This is a genomic window from Dactylosporangium sucinum (genome assembly GCF_014647515.1).
Classification (GTDB): domain Bacteria; phylum Actinomycetota; class Actinomycetes; order Mycobacteriales; family Micromonosporaceae; genus Dactylosporangium; species Dactylosporangium sucinum.
In genome coordinates this window covers 67,634-92,860 of the sequence record NZ_BMPI01000021.1, presented here as the reverse complement: position 1 = coordinate 92,860, position 25,227 = coordinate 67,634, and the positions used below count along the sequence as shown (strand labels likewise).

21 protein-coding genes are annotated in these 25,227 nt (G+C 73.4%); 18 read left to right on the top strand and 3 right to left on the bottom strand.

Annotated features, from left to right (window positions below; genetic code table 11):
- Window positions 1-76 precede the first annotated feature (76 nt).
- The 17 genes from IEZ31_RS22285 (at window position 77) to dinB (ending at window position 19,134) form a co-directional block, all read left to right on the top strand.
- Window positions 77-931: an STAS domain-containing protein gene (locus IEZ31_RS22285; RefSeq protein ID WP_190251862.1), complete on the top strand. Its 855-nt coding sequence runs from the start codon at window positions 77-79 to the stop codon at window positions 929-931.
- The gene (locus IEZ31_RS22280) at window positions 931-1,332 is read left to right on the top strand and encodes an STAS domain-containing protein (RefSeq protein WP_190251861.1); all 402 of its coding nucleotides are present in this window, start codon (window positions 931-933) and stop codon (window positions 1,330-1,332) included. The genes IEZ31_RS22285 and IEZ31_RS22280 overlap by 1 nt, the downstream gene beginning before the upstream one ends.
- The gene (locus IEZ31_RS22275) at window positions 1,319-1,741 is read left to right on the top strand and encodes an anti-sigma regulatory factor (protein ID WP_190251860.1); all 423 of its coding nucleotides are present in this window, start codon (window positions 1,319-1,321) and stop codon (window positions 1,739-1,741) included. The genes IEZ31_RS22280 and IEZ31_RS22275 overlap by 14 nt, the downstream gene beginning before the upstream one ends.
- A complete protein-coding gene (locus tag IEZ31_RS22270; protein ID WP_229835735.1) occupies window positions 1,738-2,760 on the top strand; it encodes an ATP-binding protein in 1,023 nt (340 codons plus the stop codon). Before IEZ31_RS22275 ends, IEZ31_RS22270 begins: the two co-directional genes overlap by 4 nt.
- Window positions 2,757-4,448 (top strand): ATP-binding response regulator, encoded by a 1,692-nt coding sequence (locus tag IEZ31_RS22265; RefSeq protein WP_190251858.1) that lies wholly within the window; start codon window positions 2,757-2,759, stop codon window positions 4,446-4,448. Before IEZ31_RS22270 ends, IEZ31_RS22265 begins: the two co-directional genes overlap by 4 nt.
- Window positions 4,445-5,998 carry a fused response regulator/phosphatase gene (locus IEZ31_RS22260; RefSeq protein ID WP_190251857.1) on the top strand — a complete coding sequence of 518 codons (1,554 nt, stop codon included), beginning with the start codon at window positions 4,445-4,447 and terminating at the stop codon, window positions 5,996-5,998. Before IEZ31_RS22265 ends, IEZ31_RS22260 begins: the two co-directional genes overlap by 4 nt.
- 64 nt (window positions 5,999-6,062) lie before the next feature.
- Window positions 6,063-6,320, top strand: coding sequence for a metallothionein (locus IEZ31_RS22255; RefSeq protein ID WP_190251856.1), 258 nt, complete (start codon window positions 6,063-6,065; stop codon window positions 6,318-6,320).
- Window positions 6,321-6,396: 76 nt separating this feature from the next.
- On the top strand, window positions 6,397-7,158 hold the full coding sequence (gene ppgK, locus IEZ31_RS22250) for a polyphosphate--glucose phosphotransferase (RefSeq protein WP_190251855.1): 762 nt from the start codon (window positions 6,397-6,399) through the stop codon (window positions 7,156-7,158).
- 249 nt (window positions 7,159-7,407) lie between these two features.
- On the top strand, window positions 7,408-9,105 hold the full coding sequence (locus IEZ31_RS22245) for a serine/threonine-protein kinase (protein ID WP_190251854.1): 1,698 nt from the start codon (window positions 7,408-7,410) through the stop codon (window positions 9,103-9,105).
- Between the two features lie 294 nt (window positions 9,106-9,399).
- A complete protein-coding gene (locus IEZ31_RS22240) occupies window positions 9,400-10,419 on the top strand; it encodes a LacI family DNA-binding transcriptional regulator (protein ID WP_373294660.1) in 1,020 nt (339 codons plus the stop codon).
- A gap of 120 nt (window positions 10,420-10,539) precedes the next feature.
- Window positions 10,540-12,213, top strand: a complete 1,674-nt coding sequence (locus tag IEZ31_RS22235) for an ABC transporter substrate-binding protein (protein ID WP_190251852.1) — start codon at window positions 10,540-10,542, stop codon at window positions 12,211-12,213.
- A 100-nt stretch (window positions 12,214-12,313) separates the two neighbouring features.
- Window positions 12,314-13,453, top strand: a complete 1,140-nt coding sequence (locus tag IEZ31_RS22230; RefSeq protein ID WP_190251851.1) for an ABC transporter ATP-binding protein — start codon at window positions 12,314-12,316, stop codon at window positions 13,451-13,453.
- On the top strand, window positions 13,450-14,430 hold the full coding sequence (locus IEZ31_RS22225; protein WP_190251850.1) for an ABC transporter permease: 981 nt from the start codon (window positions 13,450-13,452) through the stop codon (window positions 14,428-14,430). Before IEZ31_RS22230 ends, IEZ31_RS22225 begins: the two co-directional genes overlap by 4 nt.
- 2 nt (window positions 14,431-14,432) lie before the next feature.
- Window positions 14,433-15,479 carry an ABC transporter permease gene (locus IEZ31_RS22220; protein WP_190251849.1) on the top strand — a complete coding sequence of 349 codons (1,047 nt, stop codon included), beginning with the start codon at window positions 14,433-14,435 and terminating at the stop codon, window positions 15,477-15,479.
- On the top strand, window positions 15,476-16,489 hold the full coding sequence (locus tag IEZ31_RS22215; RefSeq protein WP_190251848.1) for an ABC transporter ATP-binding protein: 1,014 nt from the start codon (window positions 15,476-15,478) through the stop codon (window positions 16,487-16,489). Before IEZ31_RS22220 ends, IEZ31_RS22215 begins: the two co-directional genes overlap by 4 nt.
- A 41-nt stretch (window positions 16,490-16,530) precedes the next feature.
- On the top strand, window positions 16,531-17,928 hold the full coding sequence (locus IEZ31_RS22210; protein WP_190251847.1) for a GH1 family beta-glucosidase: 1,398 nt from the start codon (window positions 16,531-16,533) through the stop codon (window positions 17,926-17,928).
- Between the two features lie 15 nt (window positions 17,929-17,943).
- On the top strand, window positions 17,944-19,134 hold the full coding sequence (dinB, locus tag IEZ31_RS22205; RefSeq protein WP_190251846.1) for a DNA polymerase IV: 1,191 nt from the start codon (window positions 17,944-17,946) through the stop codon (window positions 19,132-19,134).
- Here the strand turns inward: dinB and IEZ31_RS22200 are convergent.
- Window positions 19,123-19,986: an alpha/beta fold hydrolase gene (locus tag IEZ31_RS22200; protein WP_190251845.1), complete on the bottom strand. Its 864-nt coding sequence runs from the start codon at window positions 19,984-19,986 to the stop codon at window positions 19,123-19,125. The genes dinB and IEZ31_RS22200 overlap by 12 nt on opposite strands.
- 59 nt (window positions 19,987-20,045) lie before the next feature.
- Here IEZ31_RS22200 and IEZ31_RS22195 point away from each other — a divergent pair, with 59 nt between their 5' ends.
- Window positions 20,046-22,043, top strand: a complete 1,998-nt coding sequence (locus tag IEZ31_RS22195) for an AfsR/SARP family transcriptional regulator (RefSeq protein ID WP_229835734.1) — start codon at window positions 20,046-20,048, stop codon at window positions 22,041-22,043.
- A 63-nt stretch (window positions 22,044-22,106) separates the two neighbouring features.
- Here the strand turns inward: IEZ31_RS22195 and IEZ31_RS58890 are convergent, their stop codons facing one another.
- Both IEZ31_RS58890 and IEZ31_RS22185 read right to left on the bottom strand, forming a co-directional pair.
- Window positions 22,107-23,537 carry an ATP-binding protein gene (locus tag IEZ31_RS58890; protein WP_190251844.1) on the bottom strand — a complete coding sequence of 477 codons (1,431 nt, stop codon included), beginning with the start codon at window positions 23,535-23,537 and terminating at the stop codon, window positions 22,107-22,109.
- Window positions 23,534-25,195, bottom strand: coding sequence for an NAD(P)/FAD-dependent oxidoreductase (locus IEZ31_RS22185; RefSeq protein ID WP_190251843.1), 1,662 nt, complete (start codon window positions 25,193-25,195; stop codon window positions 23,534-23,536). The genes IEZ31_RS58890 and IEZ31_RS22185 overlap by 4 nt, the downstream gene beginning before the upstream one ends.
- Between the last annotated feature and the right edge of the window lie 32 nt (window positions 25,196-25,227).

Genomic DNA, 25,227 nt, shown 5'->3' with positions numbered 1-25,227 from the left:
GGGTCCGCGTTCGCCGCTGACCGGCGGGGGCGGTACCGTCTGGTCCGACGCACCGAGGCGGACGGGAGAGACACTGGTGAAGGTGAACGCCGAGGCGAAGCAGCGGCTCAGCGCGCTCCTGCGCTCGCAGGAGGAGGAGATCGTCAAGCGGTGGGCCGAGCTCGCGGCGCGCACGCTGCGCGGCCGGCTCACCGAGGCCGAGCTCAACCGGCAGGTCGGGGACGTCTACGCGGCGCTGCTCGGCATGCTGGAGGGCGACGGCGACGGCGAGCTCACCGGCATGGGCGCCGGCGAGTCGCGGGCGGCCCTCGCCGAGCTGTCGCAGGAGTGGGCGCGCCAGGGCTTCACCCCCACCGAGACCGCCAACCTGGTCTTCACCGTCAAGGAGGTCGTCCTCGGGCTGGCCGGGTCCGGGGACACCGACGGGGTGTCGGCCGACTTCCTCGTCCTGTCGCTGCTCGTCGACGAGATGGGCCTGTTCACGTTCGAGACCTACGCCAAGGCCCGGGAGGCGATCATCGCCGACCAGACCGAGCAGCTGCTGGAGCTGTCGACGCCGGTCGTGAAGCTCTGGGACGGCGTCGTCGCCGTGCCGCTCGTCGGCACGCTCGACTCGGCCCGCGCCCAGGTCGTCATGGAGAAGCTGCTGCAGACGCTGGTCGACACCGGCTCGGGCTTCGCGATCGTCGACATCACCGGCGTGTCGGCCGTCGACACCCAGGTCGCCCAGCACATCCTGAAGACCGTCGTCGCGGCCCGGCTCATGGGCGCCGAGTGCATCATCTCCGGCATCCGCCCGCAGATCGCGCAGACCGTCGTCGCGCTCGGCATCGAGTTCGGCGACATCGTCACCAAGTCGAGCCTCGCCGACGCGCTGCAGCACGCTCTCCGCGCGAGCGGTGTCGACCTGGTCAAGCGCAAGGCGGTCTGATGGACCGGGTGCCCGTCCTGAAGATCGGCGACATCCTGCTCGTGTCGATCCAGATCGACCTCGACGACCAGACCGCGATGCAGCTGCAGGAGGACCTGTCGGACCGGATCGTCGAGACCGGCGCGCACGGCGTCGTCATCGACATCTCCGCGCTGGAGATCGTCGACTCGTTCATCGGCCGGATGCTGTCCACGATCGCGGCCGTGTCGCGCGTCCTCGACGCCGAGACGGTCGTCGTGGGCATGCGGCCGGCGGTCGCGATCACGCTCGTCGAGCTGGGACTGTCGCTGAACGGGGTGCGGACCGCCCTCAACGTCGACAAGGCCCTGGAGATCCTGGCCGAGGTGCGCCGGATCCACGGCGTCGGCGTGCTGTCGATTGCCGACGATGACGGCGCCTGAGTCCCGCACGGGCGAGCTGACCCGGCTCGACATCGGCGACGACAAGGACGTGGTGCGGGTGCGCCAGGCGGTGCGCCTGGCGGCCGTGGCGGCCAAGCTGCCGCTGGTCGACCAGACGAAGCTGGTCACCGCGGCGAGTGAGCTGGCCCGCAACACCCTCATCCACGGCGGTGGCGGATACGCGCTCGTCGGCGGCGTGCACAACGGCCGCCGGGCCGGGGTGCGGGCCGAGTTCGTCGACAGCGGGCCGGGCATCGCCGACCTCGACCTCGCCTTCACCGACGGCTACACCACGGGGTCCGGCCTCGGCCTGGGCCTCAGCGGCTCCCGGCGGCTCGTCGACGAGTTCGACATCGAGACGGCGCCCGGCACCGGCACGCGCATCGCGGTGACCAAGTGGGCCCGGTGAGCGCCCCCGGCGCACCACCGACGGTCGAGGAGCTCGGCTGGGTCACCGTCGGCGACGCCGGCGCGGCCGGGATCGCCCGCCGGCTCGCCGTCGACGCCGCCCGCCGGCTCGGCTTCACCGAGCAGCGGGCCGGCGAGGTGGCGATCGTCGCCGCCGAGCTGGCCAGCAACCTGCACCGGCACGCCGACGCCGGCACGCTGTCGGTGCGCATCCTGCGCCACGGCGCCATCGGCGGCGTCGAACTGGTCGCCGTCGACCGCGGGCCCGGCATGGCCGACCTGCCGTTCGCCAGCGCCGACGGGCACTCGACCGCCGGGACGCTCGGCATCGGCCTCGGCGCCGTCGAGCGGCTCTCCGACACCGCCACCGGCTTCTCCGTGCCCGGCCGGGGCACCGTCTACGCCGTGCGGCTGTGGCCGGAGCCGGCCGGCGACGCCACCGGTCCGCCGGTCGCCGGCCTGTCCCGGCCGATGACCGGCGAGCAGGTCTGCGGCGACCGGTATGCGGCCCGCGTGCACGACGGCGCGCTGCTCCTGCTGGTCGCCGACGGCCTCGGCCACGGCGCGCTCGCCGCCGCCGCCGCGGCCGCCTGCGCCGACGGCTTCCTGCGCACCGACCTCGACGCGCCCGCGGCGATCCTCGACCACCTGCACCGCACCGTCTCGCACACCCGCGGCGCGGCCGTGTCGGTGGCCCGGATCGAGGGCCGCGACGTCCGGTTCGCCGGCCTCGGCAACGTGGCCGGGGCGATCGCGTTCCCCGACGGCGAGCGGCGCGGCCTGGTCACCATGCCGGGCATCGTCGGGCACCAGTCCCGCGGCGTTCGCGAGTTCGCCTACGAGCTGCCGGCGGGCGCGGTGCTCGTGCTGCACACCGACGGCGTGTCCGACCGGTGGTCGCTGCGCGACTACCCGGGCCTGTCCCGGCACGACCCGCTGCTCGTCGCCGCCACCGTGCTGCGCGACGCCGGGGTGCGCCGCGACGACGCCTGCGTGGCCGTCGCCGGGACCCGGCCGTGAGCGCCGCCGCGCCGCTGCTGCGCCTGGTCCTGCACGACGACCACGCCGTGTTCGTGCTGCGCCAGCGCGGCCGGGAGGTGGCCGCGGCGCTCGGCATGGAGCACCAGGACCAGGTCCGGGTCGCGACCGCGCTGAGCGAGATCGGCCGGCAGCTGCCGGGCGCGACGGTGACCTTCACCACCGAGGAGGCGCCTCGACCGCGGCTGGTGATTGTGGTCTCCGGGGCCGCAATGGGTACTGATGTCAGTGAGGGCGTGGCGTCCGCCGCGCGGCTGATGGACGAGGTGCGGGTGGAGGACGAGCGGATCGTGCTGGCGCGGCGCCTGCCCGGGCGGCCGGACCCGCAGCGGCTCGACGCCGCGCGGGAGGTCCTGGCCGCCAGCGCGCCGACGACGGCCCTCGACGAGCTCAGCGTGCAGAACCGGCAGCTGGTCGCCGCCCTGGAGCAGGTCCAGGCGCACCGCGACGAGCTGCTGCAGCTCAACGCCGAGCTGGAGGAGACCAACCGGGGCGTCATGGCGCTCTACACGCAGCTGTCGGAGGAGCTGGAGCAGACCAACCAGGGCGTCGTCGCGCTCTACGCCGAGCTGGACGAGCGCTCCGCCCAGCTGCGCGACGCGAACGAGGCGAAGAGCCGCTTCCTGGCCAACGTCTCCCACGAGCTGCGCGCGCCGGTCACCGCGATCATCGGACTCGCCCGGCTGCTGCTCGACCCGCGCTCCGAGCCGCTCACCGCCGAGCAGACCCACCAGCTGCAGCTCGTCCAGGGCTCGGCCGGCGACCTGCTCGACCGGGTCAACGACCTGCTCGACCTGGCCAAGGCCGAGTCGGGCCGGATCGAGCCGAACCTCGCCCCGGTCGACCTCGCCGCCGTCTTCGGCCAGCTGCGCGGCACCCTGCGACCCCTCGCCAAGCCCGGCGTGGAGCTGGAGGTCGACGAGCCGCCGGCCGCCGAGCTCGTCTCCGACGACGTGCTGCTCACCCAGATCCTGCGCAACCTGCTCACCAACGCGCTGAAGTTCACCGAGCGGGGCAGCGTCGGCATGGCCGGCCGGGTCGAGGGCGACCAGCTGCTGCTCGTCGTCGCCGACACCGGCATCGGCATCCCGTTCGCCGAGCAGCGGCGCGTCTTCGAGGAGTTCCACCAGGTCCGCGGCGCCCACCAGGCCGGCGGCACCGGCCTCGGCCTGCCCTACGCCCGCCGCCTGGCCGGGCTGCTCGGCGGCGGCCTCATGATGGTCAGCGAGCCGGGGGAGGGCAGCACGTTCACCGTGTCGCTGCCGCTGCGCCCGGCGCCGGCCGAGGCCGCGCCCGGGCCCTCCTCGGTCGCGCGGGCGCTCCTCGTCGACGACGACCCGGCCGCCCGGCACCTGCTGCGGCAGGCGCTGGGCGGGATCGCCGCCGAGGTCACCGAGGCCGCCGACGCCCGCTCCGGCCTCGCCATCGCCGTGCGCGAGCGCCCCGACGTCATCTTCCTCGACCTGCGCATGCCCGGCGGCGACGGCACCGAGCTGCTCGCTGGGCTCGGCGAGCACCCCGACCTCGCGCACGTGGTGGTCGTCGTGGTGACGGCCGCCGACCCGGCCGAGTTGCCGGCCGGCGCCCTCGACCGGGCCGCCGCGGTGCTCCCCAAGTCCGAGGTGTCCCGGGCGGCGGTCGCCGAGGTGGTCGGGCGGCTGCTGCGGTGACCGAGCCGGCCGACATCCTCGTCGTGGACGACACGCCGTCCAAGCGGTACGTCATCACCAGCTGGCTGCGCCGCGCCGGGCACCGGGTCAGCGAGGCGGCGACCGGCGCCGAGGCCCTCGACCTGCTCGCCCGGCAGGACGTCGAGCTGGTCGTGCTCGACGTGCGGCTGCCCGACATCGACGGGTTCGAGGTGGCCGAGCGGATCAAGGCCGACCCGCGCACCTCGGCCGTCCCGGTCATCCACGTCTCGGCCACCGCCGTCCACGTGGTCGACCGCACGCAGGGGCTCAGCCGCGGCGCCGACGCCTACCTGGCCGAGCCGATCGACCCCGACGAGCTGCTCGCCACGGTGCAGGCCATGCTGCGGTACTACCGGGCCCGCCGCCGGGCGGAACGGCTCGCCGGCCGGCTCACCCGGCTGGTCGAGACCACGGCCGCGGTGAACGCCGCCACCACGCTGCCCGAGCTGCTGCGCCGCGCCGCCGCCGGGGCCGCCCGGGTGTTCGACGGCCCGGCCGCGATCGCCGCGGCGTCGGCGACGACCGGGGCGATCGCCGTGCAGGTCGACGTGCCGGGCGGTGCGCCGCACGCCCGGCCGGCCTGGCCGGACCGCTTCGCCGAGGACCCGCTCGGCGGCGAGATCGGCACCGACCTGTTCCGGCAGGAGTCGGGGCCGTGGTGGGACGGGCCGGTGTGGCGGGTGGTGGCAAGGGCCAAGACCGGCCGCGAGCCGCTGCACCTCGCGGTGCCCGCCGCCGGCTTCGGCGACGACGACGCCGACGTGCTGCGCCAGCTGGGCCAGGCGATGGCCCTCGCGGTCGAGGCGCTGCGCAGCTACGACGAGGAGCGGCGCATCGCGCTCACCCTGCAGCGCAGCATGCTGCCGGCCAGCCTGCCGGTGTTCCCCGGCTACGAGATCGCCGTGCGCTACCAGCCGGCCAGCGAGCGCGCGTCGGTCGGCGGCGACTTCTACGAGGTGGTCGCGGTCGAGGGGCACCTGGTGGCGGCGATCGGCGACGTCGCCGGGCACTCGCTGCGGGCCGCGACGATCATGGCCGAGGTGCGGCACGCGCTGCGGGCGTACCTCGCCGAGGGGCACGCGCCCGGCACCACGATGGACCGGCTCAACCGCATGATGCTGCGGTTCCTGCCGGAGGAGATCGCCACCATGTGCCTGCTGCGCATCGACCTGGCCACCGGCGAGGCGCACCTGGCCAACGCCGGGCACCCGCCGCCGCTGCGGGTCCTCGGCGGCCGGGTCCGCCTCGTCGAGGGGCGGGTCGCGCTGCTCGGGGTGGCCGTGCCGCACGACGCCGAGGTCGCGTTCACGCTCGCCCCCGGGGAGGCCCTGGTCATGGTCACCGACGGGCTCATCGAGGACCGCGGGCACACCTTCAACGAGGGCCTGGACCAGCTGTGCGCCGCGGTCACCGGCGTCGGCGAGGGCGACCTCGAGGCGTTCTGCGACGAGCTGCTCGCCACGCTGAGCGCCGGCTCGCGCGACGACGACGTGGCCCTGCTGGTGATCCGCCGGGTGACTTCCGGCTGAACCGGTCGCGGACCGTGGCACCGGCCGTCACGCTGCGGTAAACCGACAGCACGGGGGAACTGACATGGCGGTCTGCGAGACCTGTGGCAATGACTACTACCTGGCCTTCGAGGTGCACACCGTCGGCGGTGTGCACGTCTTCGACTCGTTCGAGTGCGCGATCAACATGCTCGCGCCGGTCTGCGAGCACTGCGGCACGAAGATCATCGGGCACGGCGCGGAGATCTCCGGCCGGTTCTACTGCAGCGCGCACTGCGCCCGCACCGCCGACGCGGCGGCCGGCTACGAGCTCCGCGACGCGGTCGGCGCCTACCCCGGGTGATCATCGCGCCGCTGCGCCATGATTGGGTTACCACTACCGGTGACACACACCGGAAACACGGCGCGGAGGAGCAGCGGTGGTCGTCCTGGGCATCGACATCGGCGGATCGGGCATCAAGGGGGCGCCGGTCGACCTGTCGACCGGCGTGTTCAGCAGTGACCGGGTGAGGATCGAGACGCCGCAGCCGGCCGACGTGCCGAGCGTGGTGAAGACCGTCGCGGCGGTCGCCGGGCACTTCCCGCCCGCGTCCAGCGTGGGCATCACCTTCCCCGCCGTCGTGCAGCACGGCGTCACCAAGACCGCCGCCAACGTCGACGCGTCCTGGGTCGACGCGCCGGCCGAGCACCTGTTCACCGAGGCGCTGGGCCGGCCCGTCACCGTGCTCAACGACGCCGACGCGGCCGGCGTGGCCGAGATGGAGTACGGCGCCGGCAAGGGCGTGGCCGGGCTGGTCGTCATGGTCACGTTCGGCACCGGCATCGGCAGCGCCCTGTTCATCGACGGCACCCTGGTGCCGAACACGGAGCTCGGCCACGTGCACATGAGCGGCCTGCACCTGCACGGCGGCGACGCGGAGGACTACGCCTCCGACCGGATCCGCGAGCAGCAGGAGCTCGACTGGGAGCAGTGGGGATTGCGCGTGCAGACGTACCTGCGCCACCTGCACGGCCTGCTGTGGCCCGACCTGATCATCATCGGCGGCGGCGTGAGCAAGAAGGCCGACCGCTTCCTGCACTACGTCGACGTGCCGACCAGGGTCGTGCCGGCGGCGCTGCAGAACAACGCCGGCATCGTGGGCGCGGCGCTGCTCGCCGAGCGCCGGGCCACGTCAGCTTGAGCGTCAGGGGCCCGTCCGGGCGGCCGCCGCACGTGCGCGTCGCCCGGTCGACCCCGTCGTCGTGCAACGGCCGGTCGGGGCGACCCTCAACGTGGCCGGCACCTCGAACACGGCCCGCACGGCGTCCTGGTAGAGCGGCGGCGGGGAGTCCGACGGGCGCCGGCCGAAGCGCGCGCACGGGTATCGATTGAACCAATTCGTGGCGCTCCGGTGGGTCCCGGGATGCGCCCGTGGTGCACCATGGCTGACATGGGGGATTCGCCCGCACCGCTGCGCGCCGAGGACCCACCGGCCGTCGGGGCGTACCGGCTGCGTGGCGTGCTCGGCATCGGCGGCATGGGCACCGTGTACCTCGCCGCGAGCCCCGCCGGGCGGGACGTGGCGCTCAAGGTCATCAATCCGGCGCTGCACGGCGACCCGGCGTTCCGGCACCGCTTCGCCGCCGAGGCGGCCGCCGCCGCGCGGGTCGCCGGGTTCTGCACGGCCCGGGTGCTCGACGTCGACCTCGACGGGCCGGTGCCGCACCTCGTCACCGAGTATGTGCCCGGCCCCTCCCTGCACGACTACGCCACCGCCCACGGCCCGCTCGCCGGGCAGGTGCCGGCGGTCGCGGTCGGCGTCGCCGCGGCGCTCACCGCGATCCACGCCGTCGGGCTCGTGCACGCCGACCTGAGTCCCCGCAACGTGCTGCTGTCGCCGTTCGGGCCGAAGGTCATCGACTTCGGGGTGGCCCGCCTGCACGGGCACACCGCGCCCGACCAGCACCGGTTCGGCACGCCCGGGTGGCTGGCCCCGGAGCAGCTGCACGGGGCGGCGCCGTCGCAGGCCAGCGACGTGTATGCCTGGGGGCTGCTGGTCGCCTGGGCCGGCACGGGACGCATGCCCGTGGATCCGTCGGTACCGGGGGCGGCCGCCGATCTCGCCGGCCTGGACGAGGACCTGGCGGCGGTCGTGGCCAAGGCGCTGCGGGCCGACCCGGCGGCGCGGCCGAGCGCGGAGCGGGTGCTGCTGGCGCTCGTCGGGCAGCGGGACCCGGCCGCGGTCCGGGTCCCGTCGCCGGACCTGCCGGCGGGCTTGTCGCCGGACGAGGCGACGAGCCGGCTCTCCGGCGTCGCGGGCAACGCGCCGACGGCCCGGCACGGGGCGGCGGGCCCGGCCGCGCACGGGGCCGCGGGCACGGTGCCGGCCGGGCGGGGCGGCGGGAACCGTGCCGGGCGTGGTGGGCCCGGTGGCGGGCCCGTCTTCGTGCCCGGGGCCGCTCCGGTGAGCCCGCGGCCGGTCAGCCCCACGATGGTGGACCGGACGGGTCAGGCCGGCGCGTCGACCGGTTTCGGGGCGCGCTTCCGGTCGCGGCCGCTGCCGCCCGTCCCGCCGCCGCCCCGCCGGCCGCCGCCGCCGCGGGCCGGGCGGGCCGTGCTGTCCGGGATCGGGCTCGTCGCGCTGCTGGCCTGCGTGCTGGGGGCGCTGAAGCTCACCGGCGACGGCGACGGCGACGGCGACGCCGGCGCGCCGGGCGGGGGCGGCCAGGGGACGTCGGCGGCGGCCAAGCCGTCGCCGAAGCGCAGCCCGGTCGCCGCCGACGGGAAGCTGCGGTTCACGGTGGCCGGGCTGTCCTGCGGTACCACCGAACTGGGACCCTGGCCGGTCACCAAGCAGTCGCAGGGCCAGTTCTGCCTGGTGGAGCTGAAGGTCGAGAACGTCGGCAGCGGCTCGGGGCGGGTCTGGCTCGGCAGCCAGCACCTGCGGGACGTCGACGCCCGGGAGTACTCGCCGGACGAGCTGTCGTGGATCTACTTCGACAAGACGCGGCCGCTGCTGGCGGAGATCAACCCGGGCAACTCGGTCACCGGCACGCTCGTCTACGACGTGCCCAAGGGTGTGCGCCTGGCCGAGCTGCGGGTCAAGGAGCACCCGCTCAGCGGCGGCGAGACGATCAACCTGCGTTGATGGCCGCGCCGCGGCCGGAGCCGTGAGAGCGCGTCCACGAAGGTCCCCGACGCACGCGCGCGCGAAAGCGCGCCATCTACGTGTCGAGCCGTTCGGTGCGGGCCGCAACGCATCGACGGGTGAACCCGAGCAAACACGATTGACTGGGCCATGGCAAGGGTTACCGAGCCATGAACTTTCGTTACATCCGTGTTATTGACTTCGCTGTCCGCGATCCGATTAACTGCGCCGGAACCGGTTGCGGAACCGGTTCCAGAAAACGCTCTCTTGCCAGAAAGCGCTCTCACCGAGAGGATGCCCGACGTGCCGATCACCATCGCCGATGTGGCGACGCGAGCCGGGGTCAGCAAGACCACCGTCTCGCGTGTCCTCAACGGCAAGGGCGAGGTCGACGAGGCGACCGCGGCACGTGTGCGGAGGGTCATCGACGAGTTGGGCTACGTGCCCAGCGCGCGGGCGGTCAACCTCGCCCGCGGGCACACCAGGGTGATCGGGATGTTGGTGCCGTCGCTGATCTGGCCGTGGATGGGCGAGGTCGTTCAGGGGGCGGTGGACGTCGTGGAGACGGAGGGCTACGGATTGCTGCTGTTCACCTGCAACCGCGGCGCCGAGTCGATGCGGCAGTTCTCCGCGCAGGTGTCCGGCAAGGCCTTCGACGGCCTGCTGGCCATCGAGCCCGAGGGGACCCTGGACTACCTCGCCGACCTCTACGCCGGGGGCCTGCCCGTGGTGCTCATCGACGATCGCGGCGACAAGCCGCTGATGCCGTCGGTGGCCACCACCAACCGGGCCGGTGGGGCGCTCGCCGCCCGTCACCTGATGGAGATCGGCCGGCGCCGCCCGCTGGTGATCACCGGCAAGGAGAAGTTCGGCTGCACGCAGGACCGGCTCGGCGGCTTCGCGGACGTGTACGCCGCCGCCGGCCACCCCGTCGACCCCCGCCTGGTGGTGGAGGGCGACTTCACGTACGACTGCGGCGTCCGGGCCGTCCAGGGCGCGCTGGACGGCGGGCTGGATTTCGACGCCGTGTTCGCGCACAACGATCTCTCCGCCGCCGGCGCCCTCCAGGCGCTGCGCGCGGCGGGCCGCTCGGTGCCCGGCGATGTCGCCCTGGTGGGTTTCGACGACATCTCCTACGCCGCGCACACCGAGCCGCCGCTGACCACCGTCCGCCAGCCCATGCGCCAGATGGGCGAGATGGCGGCCCGGCGGCTCATCGCGCACTTCGACGGCACCCCGTTGACGTGCGAGCCCAACATCCTGTCCACCACGCTCGTCGTGCGCGGCTCCACCGTGCCCGCCGCCACGACGTAGCCCGACCCGCTCCACCCTTCTCGCCGCACAACGGGCGGGACCGGCCGCAAGGGTCCCGTCGCGATACCGGAATGCACTGCCGCCCCACCTGTCGATCCAGGTACGTAAGGAGACACCCCCGTGTTGACCAGACGCTCCGTAGTGCTCGGCCTCGCCGGGTTGCTCGCCACCGGCGGTCTCGCCGCGTGCGGCGACTCGCCGAACGCCGGCAACGACGGCAAGACCGTGACGGCGCTGAACGTGGGCATGCCGAACGGTCCGCAGACCGAGAACCACAACCCGTTCCTCACCACCTCGTCCGCGGCCTCGCTCGGCTACCGCTGGGTGCTCTACGAGCCGCTGATGATGTGGAACCCGGTCAAGCCCGCGGACCAGATGAAGCCGTGGCTGGCCACGAAGGCGGAGTGGAGCAAGGACTACACCTCGGTCAAGGTCACCGTCCGCGACAACGCCACCTGGTCCGACGACCAGAAGGTCACCGCCGAGGACGTCGCGTTCACCTACAAGCTGGTGCGGGACAACGAGGCCCTCAACTCCGGCGGCGTGAAGATCGCCGACGCGACGGTCAGCGGCTCGGACGTCACCATCACGTTCAAGAGCCCGCAGTTCGTCAGCCAGCAGAAGGCGATCGCCCAGATCCCGATCGTGCCCAAGCACATCTGGGAGAAGGTCAGCGACCCGAAGACCGAGAAGAACCTCAAGCCGGTCGGCTCCGGACCGTACACGCTGAAGTCCTTCACCCCGCAGACCACCACGCTGACGGCCCGCGACAAGGGCTACTGGCAGGCGCTGCCGCAGGTCAAGGAGCTGCGGTACACCTCCTACACCGACAACAACGCGCAGACCACGGCCCTGGCCAACGGTGAGTCGGAGTGGAGCTTCGTCTTCATCCCGAACTACAAGACGGTCTTCGTCGCCAAGGACTCCGCGAACCACAAGGTGTGGGCGCCGCCGGTGCTGGGCATCCACGGCCTCTACATCAACACCACGAAGGCGCCGTTCGACGACCCGAACCTGCGCAAGGCCATGAACATGGTCATCGACCGCGAGGACATCTTCAAGACCGCCGAGGCGGAGTACTTCCACCCGCTGGTCAAGAGCGTCAACGGTCTGCCCTCGCCGGCCGGCGACGCGTTCACCGCGCCGGAGTACAAGGGCAAGGAGCACAAGGTCGACATCGACGGCGCGAAGCAGCTGCTGCAGCAGTCGGGCTACACGCTGCAGGGTGACGTGCTCAAGGACAAGACCGGCAAGCCGGTCGCGCTGACCCTCACCGACCCGGCCGGTTGGTCGGACTACCAGACCAGCCTCGAGATCGTGAAGGGCAACCTCGCCAAGATCGGTATCGCGGCCACGGTCGACAAGGCCAACCAGGACGCCTGGTTCAAGAACGTCGAGGAGGGCAACTTCGACGCGGCCTTCCGCTGGACCGAGGGCGGCTCCACGCCGTACGACATCTACAAGACCATCATGGACGGCGCGGTACTCAAGCCGATCGGCACCGCCTCCCCGGCCGGCAACTTCGGCCGCTTCAAGAGCGACGAGGCGACCGCCGCCCTGCAGGCCTACGCCAACGCGACCGACGAGGCCGCCCGCACCACGGCGATGAACACCCTGCAGAAGATCTTCGTCGAGCAGATGCCGATGATCCCGGTCGGCGCCGACAATATCGGTGGGGCGTACTCCACCAAGAACTGGACCGGGTGGCCGGACGACGCCAACCCCTACGGTGCCGGTCAGCCGACCCAGCCCAACTCGCTGGACGTGGTCCTGCACCTGAAGCCGGCCAAGTAAGTACCGACCGGCACTGACTCCGCTCCCCGGGTGGCCGACCAGCGCGGCCGCCCGGGGAGCGGCACCACCCGGTACGACACCCCGAGACAGGAAACCGGCAATGACGACGTTGAGCGAGAGCACGGCGGCGCCGGTCGGCGAGGTGGTGCTGGAGGCCGTCGGGCTGACCAAGCATTTCCCCGTCCGCCGCAAGTTGCGTGACCTCTTCTCCCGCACTCCAGCCGCCGTCCACGCGGTCGACGACGTGTCCTTCACGCTCCGGCGGGGCAAGGTGACCGCCCTGGTCGGCGAGTCCGGCTCCGGCAAGTCCACCGTCGCGCGGCTGCTCGCGCAGCTCTACCCCCGCACCGCCGGCGACATCCTGCTGCACGGCAAGTCCACGCGCGTGCGCGGCGGCCGCCGGTTCCGCGCCTACGTGCGCCGGGTGCAGCTGATCTTCCAGGACCCGTTCGCCTCGCTGAACCCGATCCACACCGTGCGGTACCACCTGACCCGCGCCCTGAAGATCCACGGCAACGCGGGCAAGACCTCCGCCGACCTGGAGCAGGCGCTCGCCGAGCTGCTGGCGCGGGTCAGCCTCACGCCGCCGGAGCGGTACATCGACAAGTTCCCGCACGAGCTGTCGGGCGGCCAGCGCCAGCGCGTGGCCATCGCCCGCGCCCTGGGCGCCGACCCCGAGGCCCTGCTCGCCGACGAGCCGGTCTCCATGCTCGACGTGTCGATCCGGCTGGGCATCCTGAACCTGCTGCGCGACCTCAAGGAGCGGCTCAACCTCGCCATCCTGTACATCACGCACGACATCGCCTCGGCGCGGTACTTCGCCGACGAGACGATGGTGATGTACGCCGGGCGCATGGTCGAGGGCGGCGACAGCGAGACGGTCACGCAGAACCCCGCGCACCCCTACACGCGGCTGCTCATCGACTCCGCGCCGGACCCCGACCGCATCGCGGGCGTCACCGACGGCGCCACGGACCGCGGCAACGGCGAGCCGCCGAGCCTGATCCGCCCGCCGTCGGGCTGCCGGTTCAACCCCCGCTGCCCGCACGCGATGCCGCGCTGCACCGTCGACCTGCCGCCCCGGCTGGAGATCGCCGACCGGCCCGGGCACTGGGCCGCCTGCTGGCTCTACGACCCGCAGACCGTGGCCAAGGAAGGCCCCGGCTCGCTCGCCGGCGCCGACCCGGCCGCGCCGATCCCGCCGGCAGCCGCCCTGCACCTGGCGGAGGAGACCCGATGAAGTTCCTGCTCCAGCGCCTCGCCTTCTACCTGTTCACGGCGTGGGCCGCGATCACGCTGAACTTCTTCATCCCGCGGATGATCCCCGGCGACCCGGTCAAGTCGCTCATCTCCAAGAACCAGGGCCGCCTGTCGGCCGACGCGATCCAGTCGCTCTACGTGCTGTTCGGGCTCGACAAGGACATGAGCCTGTGGGACCAGTACGTGCGGTACTGGAAGCAGCTCTTCCACGGCGACCTGGGCCTGTCCTTCACGTTCTTCCCGTCCCCGGTCTCCGAGGTGCTCAGCTCCAGCCTCCCGTGGACGCTCGGCCTGGTCGGCATCACCACGATCATCAGCTTCCTCATCGGCACGGCCCTGGGCATCGGTGCCGGCTGGCGGCGCGGCACGTGGATCGACGGCATCCTGCCCGTCACGACGCTGCTGTCGTCCATCCCGTACTTCTGGCTCGGCCTCGTCGCGATCGCCCTGTTCACCGGCCCCGACAGCTTCTTCCCGTCGTCCGGCGGCTTCACCCCGGGCCTGGTGCCGGCCTGGGACCGCTACTTCATCGGCAGCGCGATCAACCACAGCGTGCTGCCGGCCGGAACCATCCTGCTCTCCTCGATGGCCGGCTGGATCCTCGGCATGCGCAACATGATGGTGACGGTGTCCGCCGAGGACTACATCACCGTCGCGCACGCCAAGGGCCTGTCCGAGCGGCGGGTCATGCTCAGCTACGCCGCCCGCAACGCCCTGCTGCCCAACGTCTCCGGCTTCGCCCTGGCGCTCGGCTTCATCGTCGGCGGCACCCTGCTGGTGGAGATCGTGTTCTCCTACCCGGGCCTCGGCTACCAGCTCTTCCAGGCGGTCGGGTCCAAGGACTACCCGCTCATGCAGGGCATCTTCCTCATCATCACGATCTCCGTGCTGGTGGCGAACCTGCTCGCCGACGTCGCCTACCTCCTGCTCGACCCCCGCACCCGGAAGAGTGGCTGACGATGACCGTTACCCCGTCCAGCATCGAGCAGGTGATCCCGGGCCAGGGCGCCATGGCCCAGCCGTCGGCCAAGCCGACGAAGGCCAAGCGCAAGCGGTTCCGGTTCATCGCCAACGGCAAGGCCGCCACCGGTCTCGTCATGCTCGCGATCTACGTGCTGTTCGCGATCATCGGTCCGTGGGTCGCGCCGTTCGATCCCGACGAGCGCACCCCCGAGGTCCTGTCGCCCCCGTCGGCCCAGCACTGGTTCGGCACCTCGCACCTCGGCCAGGACATCTTCAGCCAGATCCTGGCCGGCACCCGCGGCGTCATGGTCGTCGGCCTCGTCGCCGGGGTCATCGCGACGGTCCTCTCGGTGCTCATCGGCGTCACCGCCGGCTACCTCGGCGGCGCCGCCGACGAGGGCCTGTCGGCGCTGTCGAACGTCTTCCTGGTCATCCCGGCGCTGCCGCTCATCATCATCGTCACGGCGGCGGTCACCAACGCCGGCGACCTGATCGTGGCGCTCGTCATCGGCCTGACCTCATGGGCCTGGGGCGCCCGCGTCCTGAGAGCCCAGACGCTGTCGCTGCGCCGCCGCGACTACGTCGAGGCGGCCCGGGCCAGCGGCGAGAAGACCTGGCGGATCATCCTGTTCGAGATCCTGCCGAACCTGACCGCGATCATCGCCTCCGGCTTCGTCGGCACCGTCATCTTCGCCGTCATGTCGGAGATCACACTCGCGTTCATCGGTATCTCCTCGGTGTCGTCGTGGAACTGGGGGACGATCCTGTTCTGGGCGCAGAGCCAGCAGGCCCTCGCCCAGGGCGCCTGGTGGTGGTTCGTGCCGGCCGGTCTCGCGATCGCCCTGCTCGGCACCTCCCTGAGCCTGATCAACTTCGGCATCGACGAGTTCGTCAGCCCGCGGCTGCGCAGCAGCGGCACCGGGAGGTTCCGCACCGCGACCGGCGAGCGCGTCAAGATGAAGGTCGGCTTCACCCCGGTCGTCCGGGACCGCGAGTCCGCCCCCGAGATCGAGATCAAGGACGCCGAGGGAGTCGCGCGATGACCCAGGTACTGACCCGGCCCCTGCTGGAGATCCGCAACCTCAACGTCGACTACGGCCTGGGCGACGACGCCGTGCACGCCGTGCGCGACGTGAACCTCACCATCCACCGCGGCGAGGTCGTCGGCCTCGCCGGCGAGAGCGGCAGCGGCAAGTCGACCCTGGCGTACGGCGTCACCCGCCTGCTGCCGCCCCCCGGCGTCGTCTCCGGCGGCGCGGTCACCTACCACCCGCCGACCGGCGACCCGTTCGACGTGCTCAACCTGTCGCCGGCCGAGCTGCGCAAGTTCCGCTGGGCCGAGACCTCGATCGTGTTCCAGGGCGCGATGAACTCGCTCAACCCGGTGCACAAGGTCTCCACCCAGCTCATGGACGTCATCAAGGCGCACGAGCCGGGCATGAGCAAGCGGGCCCGCCTCGACCGGGCCAAGGAGCTGCTGAAGCTCGTCGGCATCGCCGAGGACCGGCTCGAGAGCTACCCCCACCAGCTCTCCGGCGGCATGCGCCAGCGCGTCATGATCGGCATGGCGCTGGCCCTGGAGCCGCACCTGGTCATCATGGACGAGCCCACGACCGCCCTCGACGTGGTCATGCAGCGGCAGATCCTGGGCCAGCTCGTCGAGCTGCGCGAGCGGCTGGGCTTCTCGGTCCTGTTCATCACGCACGACCTGTCGCTGCTGGTGGAGTTCTCGGACCGGATCGCCATCATGTACGGCGGGCGCATCGTCGAGGAGGCGCCGTCCGCCGACATCTACCGCGACCCGAAGCACCCCTACAGCGAGGGCCTGCTCCGCTCGTTCCCCGCCCTGCGCGGCGCGCGGCGGGAGCTGACCGGCATCCCCGGATCGCCGCCCGACCTGCGCGGCATGCCGAGCGGCTGCGCGTTCCACCCGCGCTGCCCGAAGCGGTTCGAGCCGTGCGACACCCGCATCCCGATCCTCGGCAAGCCCGACGACCACGTCGGACCGCCCCGGTCCGTCGCCTGCTGGCTGCATCCGGTCACCGCCGGCTAGCCCCCGCACGCACTCCACGTCCCAGCTGAACCAGGAGAACCATGGACACCACCGCGACGCCCCTCGATCGGCAGAATCCGATCGCCACGCTGCCGCCCTCGTTTCGTTGGGGTGTGGCGACCTCGGCGTACCAGATCGAGGGCGCGATCGACGAGGACGGGCGCACCCGGTCCATCTGGGACACCTTCTGCGAGGTGCCGGACGCGATCGCCAAGGGTGACACCGGCGAGGTCGCCTGCGACCACTACCACCGCATGCCCCAGGACGTCGCGCTGATCCGCGAGCTGGGCGTCGACCTCTACCGCTTCTCGGTGGCCTGGCCGCGCGTGCAGCCGCACGGCCGCGGCCCGGTCAACCCGGCCGGCCTCGCCTTCTACGACCGGCTCACCGACGAGCTGCTGGCCAACGGGATCGAGCCGTGGGTCACGCTGTACCACTGGGACCTGCCGCAGGAGCTCGAGGACGCCGGCGGCTGGCCGAACCGCGACACCGCCTACCGCTTCGCCGACTACAGCATGTTCGTCTTCGACGCGCTGCAGGACCGGGTCAAGACCTGGACCACGCTCAACGAGCCGTGGTGCTCGGCGATGCTCGGCTACGCCTACGGCGCCCACGCCCCGGGCCGGCGCGACTTCGCCGCCAGCATGCGGGCCGTGCACCACCTGCTGCTCGGCCACGGCCTGGCGACCCAGCGGATGCGGGCGGCCAGCGACGGCCGGCACGAGTTCGGCATCACGCTGAACATGGGCGTGGCCACCCCGGAGACCGACAGCGCCGCCGACCGCGACGCGGCCCGCCGCTCCGACGCCCTGGGCACCCGCATCTACCTCGACCCGCTCGTCCACGGCCGCTACCCGGCCGACCTCGTCGAGGACCTGGCCGCCCAGCACATCACGCTGCCCGTCGAGGACGGCGACCTCGAGGTCATCTCCACCCCGATCGACGTGCTCGGCGTCAACTACTACTTCAGCGAGACCGTCTCCGGCGTCGACGAGGACGGCAACGCCACCGACGCGACCGGCCTGCCGGTCAGCCGGCCGATCCCGACCGGCCGCCCGATCACGGCGATGGGCTGGGAGATCGTCCCCGAGGGCTTCACCCAGCTGCTGACCCGGCTGCACAACGACTACGGCCTGCCGATGGTCGTCACCGAGAACGGCTCCGCGTTCGACGACGAGCCCGACGAGACCGGGTTCGTCGACGACCAGGACCGCATCGCGTACTTCGACTCGCACATCGGCGCCGTCGCGCTCGCCCGGCAGCAGGGCGCCGACATCCGGGGCTACTTCGCCTGGTCGCTCATGGACAACTTCGAGTGGGCGTACGGCTACGACAAGCGCTTCGGCATCGTCCGGGTCGACTACGACACGCAGGAGCGCACGCCGAAGGCCTCCGCGCACTGGTACCGCGACACCATCAAGGCCCTTCGCGCATCGTAGGTTCCATGCGAACATATGTTCGTGCCGGCGTCGATCCTGCACGCGGACCTCGACGCGTTCTACGCCTCCGTCGAGCAGCGTGACGACCCCCGCCTGCGTGGCCGCCCGGTCATCGTGGGCGGGGGCGTCGTGCTCGCGTGCAGCTACGAGGCGAAGCGGCGCGGGGTGCGCACCGCGATGGGCGGCCGGCAGGCCCGCGCCCTGTGCCCGGAGGCGGTGGTCGTCCCGCCCCGCATGCGCGCCTACTCGGAGGCCTCCAAGGCCGTCTTCGCCGTCTTCCGCGACACCACCCCGGTCGTCGAGGGCATCTCCATCGACGAGGCGTTCCTCGACGTCGGCGGCCTGCGCCGGCTCGCCGGCACCCCGCTGGAGATCGCCACCCGGCTGCGGGCCCGCGTCCTGGCCGAGGTGGGCCTGCCGATCACGGTCGGCGTCGCCCGCACCAAGTTCCTGGCCAAGGTCGCCAGCGGGGTGGCCAAGCCGGACGGCCTGCTCCTGGTGGAGCCGGCCGGCGAGCTCGACTTCCTGCACGCCCTGCCCGTCGGGCGGCTGTGGGGCGTCGGCACCGTCACCGCCGCGAAACTGCACGCCCACCGCATCACGACGGTCGGGCAGGTCGCCCGGCTCGGCGAGGCCACGCTCGTCTCGCTGCTGGGGGAGTGGGCCGGGCGCCACCTGCACGCCCTGGCCCACAACCGCGACCCCCGCCCCGTCGTCACCGGCCGGCGCCGCCGCTCGGTCGGCGCCCAGCGGGCCCTGGGCCGCGGCCCGCACCCGCCGGCGTTCGTCGAGGCGGTCCTGGGCGAGCTCGTCGACCGGGTGACCCGCCGCCTGCGGGCCGGCGGCCGCCCGGGCCGCACGGTGACCCTGCGGCTGCGCTTCGCCGACTTCACCCGGGTCACCCGCTCGCAGACGCTGCCGCGGGCGACCTGGCAGACCCAGACGATCCTCGACGCCGCCCGCCGCCTGCACGCCGAGGCGGCGTCGACGATCGCCCAGCGGGGGCTGACCCTCGTCGGGATCGCCGTCGCCAACCTCGACGACGGCGGCGCGGTGCAGCTGGAGCTGCCGTTCGAGGTGGCGGACCAGGCCGGTCTCGACGGCGCCATGGACGCGGTCCGCGAGCGGTTCGGCTCCGCCGCGCTGACCCGCGCGTCGCTGCTCGGCCGCGGGCAGGGCCCGACGGTCCCGCTGCTACCGGAGTAGCAGGCTGCGCAGCTCGGCCACGACCAGGTCCGGTGCCTCCTCGGCCATGAAGTGGCCGCAGCGGACCGGCACGTGCCGCAGGTCGGGCGCCCAGGCCCGCCAGAGCGCGGCCGCGTCGAAGCCGAGCATCGCGCCCCAGTCCTGCTGCAGGACGGTGACCGGCATGGCGAGGGTGCGCCCCGCTGCGCGGTCCGCCCGGTCGTGCTCGACGTCGATGCCGGCCGACGCCCGGTAGTCGGCGACGATCGACGGGACCGCGTCCCTGCAGGCCCGGAGGTACTCGGCGCGCACGCCGGGCGGGATCGCCCCGGGGTCGTTCGCCCACAGGTCGAGGAAGTGGCCGAAGAACTCGTCGGCGGACGCGGCGATCATGCGCTCCGGCAGGCCCGGCGGCTGGGCCATGAGGTACAGGTGGAATCCCACGGCCGCGGTGGTGCCGTGCATGACGTCCCACATGTCGAGGGTCGGCAGCACGTCGAGCGACGCGAGGTGGGTGACCTTCCCGGGATGGTCGAGGCCGGCCCGGATCGCCACCAGGGCGCCGCGGTCGTGGCCCGCGAGCGCGAACCGGTCGTGGCCCAGGTGCCGCGCCAGCGCCACCACGTCGGCGGCCATGGTCCGCTTGCTGTAGGTGCCGGGGCCGTCCTCGGCCGGCTTGTCGCTGGCCCCGTATCCGCGCAGGTCGGGGCAGATCACGGTGTGGTCCGCGGCGAGGCCGGCGGCGACGTGCCGCCACATCAGGTGGGTCTGCGGGAACCCGTGCAGCAGCACGATCGGGCTGCCCTGTCCGGCCACGGCGGTATGCAGCTCGACCCCGTCGGCGACGGGGACGCGCAGGTACTCGAACGTCATGCCGACCACCCTGCGCGGACCGGATGAGCGGCGGATGAGCGCCGCGGTAGCGTGGGCCGGTGGCGTCCTCCGGTGGGCGGGTCCGGTTCGCGGTGCTCGGGCCGGTGCGGGCCGAGGACGCGGCCGGCCGGGCCGTCGCGTTGAAGGGGCCGATGCACCGGGCCGTCCTCGCGCGGCTGCTGGTGGCGCGCGGCCGGGTGGTCCCCGTCACCGACCTGGTCGACGACCTGTGGGTGGCCCCGCCGGCCGGCGCGGTCGCCGCCGTGCGGACGTTCGTCGCCGCGCTGCGCCGCGCCCTGGAGCCGGACCGCCCGCCGCGTGCCCCGGCGGCGCTGCTGGTCACGCGCGGGGCCGGGTACGCGCTGCAGCCCGCCGCTCATGACGTGGACGCCTGGCGGTTCGAGGAGGCGGTCGCCGCGGCGGGCGCGCAGGAGCCGGCGGCGGCGCTGCGCACGCTCGGCGAGGCGCTCGGCTGGTGGCACGGGCCGGCGTACGCCGACTTCCCCGACGCCGCCTGGCCCCGCGCCGACCGGGCCCGCCTGACGGAGCTGCGCCTGCAGGCCGTCGAGCAGCTGGCCGCCGCCCGCCTGGCCCTGGGCCGCCCGGCCGAGGCGGTGCCCGACCTCGACGCCCATGTGACCGCCCACCCGTGGCGCGAGGAGGGCTGGCGGCTGTTCGCCCTGGCCCTGTACCGCTCCGGCCGGCAGGCGGACGCCCTGGCCGTGCTGCGCCGGGCCCGCGAGCTGCTCGCGGGGCAGCTCGGCCTGGATCCCGGGCCGGCGCTGCGGGCGCTGGAGGCCGACGTGCTGCGCCAGGCGCCGCACCTCGACCGGCCCCCGGGCGCCGATGACGTTGCCGGGGCCGTCTGGGCGCGGGCGGCCGCCGCCTTCGAGCGGGTCGGCGCCGGCGCGCGGCTGGAGTCCGCGGTCGGCCTGCTGCGCGGCCTCGCGGTCACCGGCCCCGGCGGCCTCGAGGCGGCGCGCGAGCAGCGGGCCGCCGCCGTCGCCGCGGCCGAGCAGCTCGGCGACCCGGAGCTGACCGCGCGGGTGATCGGCGCGTACGACGTCCCGGCCGTCTGGACCCGCGCCGACGACCCGGCGGAGGCGGCCGCGGTCGTCGCCGCCGCCGGGCGCACCCTCGCCGCGCTGCCCGCCACCGCGGCCCCGGCGGTGCGGGCCCGGCTCTTTGCGACCGTCGCCGTCGAGTCCCGCGGCACCGCCGACCCGTGGCCGCTGCGCTGCGCCGAGCGGGCCGAGGCGATCGCCCGGGAGCTCGACGACCCGGGCCTGCTGGCGTTCGCGCTCAACGGGGCGTTCATGCAGAGCTGCCACCGCACCGGGCAGTCCGCCCGCCGCGACGCGATCGGCGCCGAGCTCGTCGCCCTGGCCCGCCGCCACGCGCTGGTCACCGCCGAGGTCCTCGGGCACCTCGTCCGGATGCAGGCCGCCGCGGCGGTCGCCGGGTTCGCCGCCGCCGACGGGCATGCCGCGGCCGCCGACGCCTTGGCCGCCCGGCACGAGCTCCCGCTCGTCGGGGTGCTCACCGGCTGGTACCGCGCGCTGCGGGCCGACGTCGCCGACGAGGTCCCCGCCACGGTGGCCGAGCACCGCTACCGCGCCGCCGCCGTGCGTCTCGACACCGCCGGCATGCCCGGCCTGCGCGACGGCCTGCTGCCGCTGGCACTGCTCGGCCTGCGGCTGCGGCGGGGGCTGCCGCTGGTGGACGAGGGCGGCTGGGGCCAGTACGAGCCGTGGGTCCGCCCCCTGTTCGACCCGGGCACGGTGCTTGCGGAGGTGCCGGACCCGCCGCCCGGCCTGCTGCGGGAGGCGCTGTGGTCGCTGCTGGGCCGGGCCGCCGTGGCCGCGGGGGACGGCGGTGCCATGCGCCGGGTGCGGGAGGCTCTGGTACCGGCGGCGGGCGAGTGGGCGGGCGCGGCGGGCGGCCTGCTCACGACGGGCCCGGTCGCGGCCGACGTGCGGGCGCTCGATCGGGCCCTGGCCGCGCGCGACGTTCCGCCCTCCGCCCTCCGCCGGAACGGTAGGTTCCTAGCTTCCTAGGACGCGGTACACGACGCGCGCCGTGACACACGTGCCGACAGGCGGCGAACGGCGGGTCGGGGGTCAGGCCGTCGGGGCCGGTTCCTCCAGCGGGAGCAGCACCGTGAACCGGGTGTCGCCCGGCTCGGAGGTGACCCGGATGTCGCCGTGGTGCTTCTTGACGACGATCCGGTATGAGATGTCGAGGCCCAGGCCGGTGCCCTCACCGACCGGCTTGGTGGTGAAGAACGGCTCGAAGATGCGGGGACGCACCTCCGGCGGGATGCCGCCGCCCGTGTCGGCGATCTCGACGGTCAGGCACTCCGCCTCGCGGCCCGTCGTGATGGTCAGCGTGCCGGTGCCGTGCATGGCGGAGACGGCGTTGTCGATGAGGTTGGTCCAGACCTGGTTGAGCTCGGCCCCGTACGCCGGGATGGGCGGCAGGCTGCGGTCGTAGTTCGTGACCACGCGGATGCCCTGGGGGACCTTCGCGTTGAGCATGATGAGGGTCGCGTCGAGCAGCTCGTGGACGTCGACGACCTGGAACGGGCCGCGGTCGAGCTGGGAATACTGCTTGGCCGCGCCCACGAGGCCGGAGATGCGGGCGACCGCGTCCTCGATCTCGCCCATGAGCAGCTCGGTCTCGATGGTGTACGACAGCCAGCGCACGGCCGGCTCGAGGTCCGTGCCGGGCACGCAGGCGGCGACGTCCTGCAGCCACGGCACGTCGACGCCGCCGGCCACGAGGGTCGGTGCGAGGTCCCAGGCGCCGGTGACGTCGTGCTCGTCGAGCCAGTCGCCGACCTGGTCCTCGGCGTCGCTGGCGTCGAGGGCGGAGCGCTTCGGGGCGTTGGCGGCCTTCTTGACCGCGGTCTCCTGCAGCTCGACGAGGCCGTGGAGGCGCTCGCCGTCGAGCCGGCCGTCGGCGATCATGGCGAGCTTGTGCCGCATGCCGGCGACCTTGTCGCGCAGCACGGCCGTGGCCCGCACCGCGGCGGCGGCCGGGTTGTTCAGCTCGTGGGTCAGGCCGGCGGACAGGGCGCCGAGGGCGAGGAGGCGCTCGCGCTCGGCGACGGCGTTCTGGTTGTTGCGCATGCCGATGAAGAGGCCCTCGAGCAGGTGCATGGCCATCGGGAACCACTGGCGCATGGCGCCGCCGAACTCGGTGGCCGGCAGCTCGTAGACCTCGACGTCGGTGATGGCGTGCATGGTGTTGTTGTAGAGCTGCGGGACCCGGTCGCCGAGGTACGCCTGGGTGGCGCCGCCGTAGACGCCGACCTGCTCGGTGCGGCTGATCTCGACGTCGTCGCCGCGGACGTTGCGGCTCAGGCTGACGGTGCCGCTGAGCACGACGACGAAGCAGGTGGCGGGGTGGCCCTCGGTGTAGACGGGGGAGCCGGCGGCGTAGGGCACCGCCCAGCCGCGCTCGGTGAGCCAGGCGAGCTGGTCGTCGTCGAGCGCCTCGAACAGGAACAGCTTGCGGAGGTCTTCTGGGGTGAGTCGGCGGCCTGTCATTGCCCCTCCACGAGGTACCGGTGAACGAGCGAGACCGCCATCGCGCCCTCGCCGACGGCTGAGGCGACCCGCTTCACCGAGTCTGCGCGCACGTCACCCGCGGCGAACACCCCGGGGACGCTGGACTCGAGGTGGTACGGGTCACGGCCGAGCAGCCAGCCAGCCGGCCGCTCGTCGCCGGTGAGCAGGTCGGGGCCGGTGAGGACGAAGCCGCGGGCGTCGCGCTGGACCACGCCGTCGAGCCAGTCGGTGCGCGGCTCGGCGCCGATGAAGATGAACAGCCAGGTGGCGTCGACGGTGCGGGCCGGGCCGCCGTCGACGTGGCGCAGCTCGAGGCGTTCGAGGTGCTCGTCGCCGTGGGCGGCGACGACCTCGGTGCACGGGTGGACCTCGATGTTCTCGACGCCGGCGATCTGCTCGATGAGGTACCGCGACATGGACGCGTCGAGGCTGCGGCCGCGGATGACGAGGTGGACCCGGCGGGCGTAGCGGGAGAAGAACATCGCGGCCTGGCCGGCCGAGTTGGCCCCGCCGACGATGTAGACGTCCTGGTCGCGGCAGCTGGGGGCCTCGGTCGCGGCGGAGCCGTAGTAGACGCCGCGGCCGTGCAGCTCGGCCAGGCCGGGCGCGCCGAGGCGCCGGTAGGACACGCCGGTGGCGAGGATGACGCTGTGCGCGGCGATCGTGGTGCCGTCCTCGAAGTGCAGGACGCGGGCCGAGCCCTGCACGGCGAGCTGGGTGACCCGGCAGGCGGTGAGCAGCTCGGCGCCGAACTTGATCGCCTGGCGGCGGGCCCGGTCGGTGAGCTGGGCGCCGGAGACGCCGTCGGGGAAGCCGAGGTAGTTCTCGATGCGGGAGGACTGCCCGGCCTGGCCGCCGGTGGCGCGCTCCTCCAGCAGCACGGTGCGCAGGCCCTCGGACGCGCCGTAGACGGCCGCGCCGAGGCCGGCGGGGCCGCCGCCGACCACGACGAGGTCGTAGAAGTCGGACGCCGGGGTGGTGGTCAGGCCGACCTGGACCGCCAGCTCCGCCTCGCTCGGCGCGACGAGGGTCTTGCCCTCGGCGGTGACGACGAGCGGGACGTCGGCGCCGGTGAGCCCGGCCGCGGTGAGCAGCCGCTGGCCCTCGGCGTCGTCGGTGGTGAACCAGCGGTACGACACCATGTTGCGGGCGAGGAAGTCCCGGACCCGGAAGGAGGGGGCGGACCAGCGGTGGCCGACGATCTTGACGTCGGTGACCGGCCGGTCGGGCGCCGCCTTCCACGCCTCGATCATGGCGTCCATGACCGGGTAGAGCTTCTCCTCCGGCGGGTGCCACGGCTTGAGCAGGTAGTGGTCGAGGTCGACGATGTTGATCGCCTGGATCGCGGCGTCGGTGTCGGCGTACGCGGTGAGCAGGACCCGCCGGGCGCGGGGGAAGAGGTCCATCGCCTGTTCGAGGAACTGCAGGCCGTTCATGCCCGGCATGCGGTAGTCGGCGAGGAGCACGGCGACCTGCTCGCCGCGCAGCTTGAGCTCCTTGAGACTGTCGAGGGCCTCGGCGCCGGAGTCCGCGCGGATGATGCGGTGCTCCTCGCCGTACTGTCGCCGGAGGTCGCGGGCGACCGCCCGGGACACGGCCGGGTCGTCGTCCACGGTCAAGATCGCGGGCTTGGCCATGCGACCAATCCAACCACGCGGAGGGCGCTTCG